The sequence below is a fragment of the Kaarinaea lacus genome, assembly GCF_975902315.1.
Genome location: NZ_CDLKIE010000409.1, coordinates 1 through 4,683 on the forward strand (window position 1 = coordinate 1; position 4,683 = coordinate 4,683).

Genomic DNA, 4,683 nt, shown 5'->3' on the forward strand with positions numbered 1-4,683 from the left:
TGCGAGGGTTGTCACAACGGTCAGTTTACGACGGGTAAGGATTCAGCGGTGAACCATTTGCCCACTGCCCAGGATTGCTACTTTTGCCACAATACCACGGCGTTTCGTCCGTCGATATTTAGTCACACGGGTATCAGTAGTAATTGCGCTTCCTGCCACAACGGCACAGCAGCCACTGGCAAGTCAGGCACGCATATCGCCACCACCGAAGACTGCAGCGTCTGTCATAATACCACCACCTTTATCGGTGCAGTGTTTGATCACACGGGTATCGTGAATAACTGTGCCTCATGTCATGACGGAACACAGGCCATCGGCAAGAAGGTCAACCATGTGGCCACCACCGAGGATTGCAGCGTTTGTCACGAAACTGGCAGCTTTACTACCGGTGTGTTCGATCATACGGGTATCATTAATAACTGCGCGTCGTGCCATGATGGATTAGTCGCAACCGGCAAGCCCGTTACTCATGTTCCCACTACCAAAGACTGCTCAAGATGCCATGGCACCACAACATTCACTACCGCGGTGTTTGATCATACCGGTATCGTGGATAACTGCGCGTCGTGCCACGATGGTGTCACCGCACGCGGTAAGCACATCGACCATCTTCCAACGACTGAGGATTGCAGCGTTTGTCACGTCACCAGTAGCTTCCTCAATGCAGTGTTTGATCACACCGGTATCGTGAATAACTGCGCTTCCTGTCATGATGGGGTATCGGCACTCGGCAAGCCAGTGAATCATGTGCCCACCACGGAAGATTGTTCCGTCTGTCATGGCACCACCAGTTTTACCACGGGTGTATTTGATCACACCGGCATTGTAGACAATTGCGCTTCGTGCCACGACGGCGTTATTGCACTTGGCAAACATACCGAGCACCTTCCCACAACGCAGGATTGTAGTATATGTCACGTACCGGGAACCTTTTTAACCGCGGTGTTCGATCACACGGGAATCGTGGATAACTGCGCCTCATGTCACAATGGCACATCGGCTACCGGTAAACCGGTGAATCATATCCCCACGACACTGGACTGTTCCATATGCCATAACACCACGGCCTTTATCGGCGCCAAGTTTGATCATACCGGCATTGTGGATAACTGTCAGTCGTGTCACGATGGTGTGTTCGCCCAGGGTAAAACAGCTACCCATGTTCCGACCAATCAGGATTGCGGTGTTTGCCATAATACCCGTACCTTTATCGGCGCCGTGTTTGATCATACCGGTATCGTCGACAATTGTGCCTCCTGCCACGATGGTGTAACGGCACTCGGCAAACATCTTGATCACATCCCAACGGCACTGGATTGTTCCAACTGCCATACTACGGCTACTTTCATTGGTGGCACATTTGATCACCAGGGTATAACCGACGGTTGCAGCTCGTGTCATGATGGTAGTACGGCGACTGGAAAATCAACAGGTCACTTTATTACTACGCAAGAGTGTAATGTATGCCATTCCACAAATGGATGGGCGCCGATTAATTTCACCCATGCTTCCAGCAACTATCCTGGCAATCACAATTCAACAGTCACGTGTATAACCTGTCACGGCAACAGTGAAACTATTAATTATGACTTCCCTCAATACATAGGTTTTTGCGCAGCCTGTCACGCTGATGATTTTCAATCAGAAAGCGCTCACAATGGAGGCCGAACTGGTACCGTAGAACAAAATAAAGATTGCAGTGGTGGCGGATCAGGCTGTCATCGTGTTAGCAGCCGTGATTTTTGACAAATTAACAATGCAATGTTGTGCAAGCCTGGTTTTGACCTGATGACAGTTCCAGTTTTATGGAATACTACGCCAAGTCATCATATCAATCATTGAGAATTTTTTTGATGTGCTCAAATACTGCATGAAACATTGGCGTGGTTAAGCGTTTGGTTTGGGTGTTATAACGGCTGCAATGATAAGAATCGACTAACACTAAATTGTCAGTTATCGCATGCGCCTGATTGTGTTTAAAAGGAAATTCTTTGATTTTCAAATTAAACGCTCTTAGTACCGCATTGTGCGCAATACTACCTAAAGCCAAAACGACTGATCCAGGTGACAATGTTTCGAGTTCATGTTGTAAATAACTGTTGCAGGTTTTTATTTCTTCGCCGGTAGGCTTGTTTTGTGGTGGCAGACATTTAACAGCATTTGTAATTCGGCAGTTTATCAATTTGAGTCCGTCATTCAAGGAGCGGGACTCGGGCTGATTACTGAAGCCATACTTATATAGAGTTTCGTAAAGCAATATGCCCGCATGATCACCCGTAAAGGGCCGTCCCGATGCATTGGCTCCGTGCATGCCCGGCGCTAGGCCTACGATTAATAATTGCGGAGAGTTATCGCCAAAAGGCGCAACCGGCCTGGCATGATAATCTGGATACTCCGCCGCAACATCGTCCAAAAAGGTTGCCAGCCTTTCACAGCGTCGGCATTTAACATCATATTCTGCAAGTTTATTCATGGGGTATCATCACTCCAGGGATGTACATTTAGATTCTGTGTTATTATGTCGGCCGTTAAATTTGACGGCTCGAATTCCCGCACTGATTTTATGTTATACTTAACATATTGATAAGCCAGTAATTATTCAACTGGTGCGCGCCTGGGTTTGTCTATTCCTAAATGGTTAGCGAGCTAACCTATTATGTATATTGACGAAATAGTTAACCCGTCGCTATACTTGACCACAATAGTCAAGAACTAGAATAGCTGGTCGATACAGATCTTTACAAGACAGAGCGCAGGATCGACTATTCTAATGGCCTTTGCGATTTGGCCAAACAAAAACATAACTGATTTATAACCCTTGTCGATTCAAATCGATGGAGAAATGGGATGGCTTACAGCGATAAAGTTTTAGATCACTACGAAAATCCTCGTAATGTTGGCTCTTTTGAGAAAGATGATCCTTCGGTAGGCACAGGCATGGTTGGTGCGCCAGCTTGTGGTGATGTCATGCGACTGCAAATTAAAGTCAATGACAGCGGAATTATCGAAGATGCACGTTTTAAAACCTATGGCTGCGGTTCAGCCATCGCTTCCAGTTCCTTGCTCACCGAGTGGGTAAAGGGAAAAACACTGGATGAAGCGCAGGAAATCAAAAATACCGAAATCGCTGAAGAACTTGCCCTGCCACCCGTCAAAGTACATTGTTCGGTATTGGCCGAAGATGCGATTAAAGCGGCTATCAAAAATTACCATGACAACCAGGATCCAGACAGCGAAAACGAATCTGCTGCATAACTCAGCAACCAACTGTTCTTTAAGAAAAAAGCCCCCGGAAAAGTATGTTTCCGGGGGCTTTTTCGTTACAATCCGGGAGTAATTCTTTACAGATTGTAATGAATTAAACAACCAAACGTTTATTCCACTGTCTTACTTCATAATGCAGGAAGAATGACCGTTACTTATATAAGCACTATTACTAGAAAATAACCATCGGGGCACGACAGGATGCGCGGTATACAGATTTCAAAACAGGCGATATTCTCATTTCTAATTTTCATGGGCCTTACTCTGTCACTCTCAGGCTGTCTGGTAGAAAATTCAGATCCACTACCCATTATTGAACGCTCTACTGATAATTTAAGGTTGATTCAGTCGGGTGATCGATTGGTCTATCGAATCACGGGTGGGCAGCGGACTATCGCTGGTACTACTACCTTTAGTAATGCAACAATGACTGTGACCTGGACATCTGATGTAATCATAGATCCTCAAAACGCACCGACTACAATACCCGTATTAAGAGAAGACACTGTAATTGAATTTGAACAAGGTGGAAGCGAATCAACTGTTAGGTATATTACTCAGGATCAAACTAACGGTTCTTTGTTTGTGCACGCGTATTACGAAAATTCACCTACTCTACCCATTGTTTATATGGGCGATTTTGTCTCGAATGCTGTCACGTATTTATATCAACCAATACAAACCGTGGCTTCACCTTTAACCATGTCAGATGATGCGTTTTCCTATAGAGTAATTGATGATTGCAATCTAACTTCCTGTGTGACAAGTCTTAAAGCTATCAGTGAAGCCGTTCAGTTTAACTCTGAACAAGTAATTACTATTGATGCCGGACGTAGCTATAGAACTTTATACTATACCTATAATGGAATATACCAGGAAGGTTCTAGTGCTATAGCACTCCCTTCACCATTGGATTACCGCCGCTCTTTCTGTGGTACTAACGCAGTAGATTTTTTTGGCGAATATTTTTATTTTCCCGAAGTTGGACTGGTGGCTTTTCAGTCCGCTTGTAGCGGTTTTGATCCCGCCACCCCAGGTTTATTTGGCCATAACTTCTCAGGCTCTTTGATAAGCGCAAACTTTCCGCTACCCTGATAAATTTAGATAAGTGGTAGCGTCATTGCGCGATTATTTGTGCGGAGAAAGAGCGTCAAATGCTCAAACAAACCGATCGGTTTATTTAGAAACAGCCTTCCGTGGCCAGCGACATCCTGTTACTGCATACCTAAACTTACTTACCCAAACTCATAAACTTATTCAAAAAATATTTACCATCCCTGGTATTACTGCATCCACTACAACTTTGCCTTTGCCCTGCTTCTTTGTTATTTAACACGCTTTTTAATAAATACTATTTTATATTTCAACTTTTTGTTTCATAACAGTTTTAAATAATTATTCTCACTTTGGATAAACCAA

Annotated in this window: 4 protein-coding genes; 3 read left to right on the plus strand and 1 reads right to left on the minus strand. The window is 44.6% G+C overall.

Annotation, left to right across the window (positions count from 1 at the left end):
* The coding region (locus tag ACWVCM_RS12910; RefSeq protein ID WP_455202169.1) for a hypothetical protein at nt 1-1,746 on the plus strand (1,746 nt) is incomplete at its 5' end.
* An 85-nt stretch (nt 1,747-1,831) separates the two neighbouring features.
* On the opposite strand, the gene ACWVCM_RS12915 is transcribed toward ACWVCM_RS12910, so the two are convergent.
* Nucleotides 1,832-2,473, minus strand: a complete 642-nt coding sequence (locus ACWVCM_RS12915) for a uracil-DNA glycosylase (RefSeq protein WP_455202170.1) — start codon at nt 2,471-2,473, stop codon at nt 1,832-1,834.
* A 374-nt stretch (nt 2,474-2,847) separates the two neighbouring features.
* Between ACWVCM_RS12915 and iscU the strand changes: the two genes are divergently transcribed.
* Both iscU and ACWVCM_RS12925 read left to right on the plus strand, forming a co-directional pair.
* Entirely contained in the window at nt 2,848-3,255 is a 408-nt protein-coding gene (gene iscU / locus ACWVCM_RS12920; RefSeq protein WP_455202171.1) for a Fe-S cluster assembly scaffold IscU, read from the plus strand.
* 210 nt (nt 3,256-3,465) lie between these two features.
* Nucleotides 3,466-4,359 (plus strand): hypothetical protein, encoded by an 894-nt coding sequence (locus tag ACWVCM_RS12925; RefSeq protein WP_455202172.1) that lies wholly within the window; start codon nt 3,466-3,468, stop codon nt 4,357-4,359.
* The last annotated feature ends 324 nt before the right edge of the window (nt 4,360-4,683 follow it).

Bases quoted from the DNA above. Each gene is read 5' to 3' on its own strand.
- ACWVCM_RS12915 (WP_455202170.1), bottom strand. From the start codon at position 2,473: ATGAATAAACTTGCAGAATATGATGTTAAATGCCGACGCTGTGAAAGG.
- iscU (WP_455202171.1), top strand. From the start codon at position 2,848: ATGGCTTACAGCGATAAAGTTTTAGATCACTACGAAAATCCTCGTAAT.
- ACWVCM_RS12925 (WP_455202172.1), top strand. From the start codon at position 3,466: ATGCGCGGTATACAGATTTCAAAACAGGCGATATTCTCATTTCTAATT.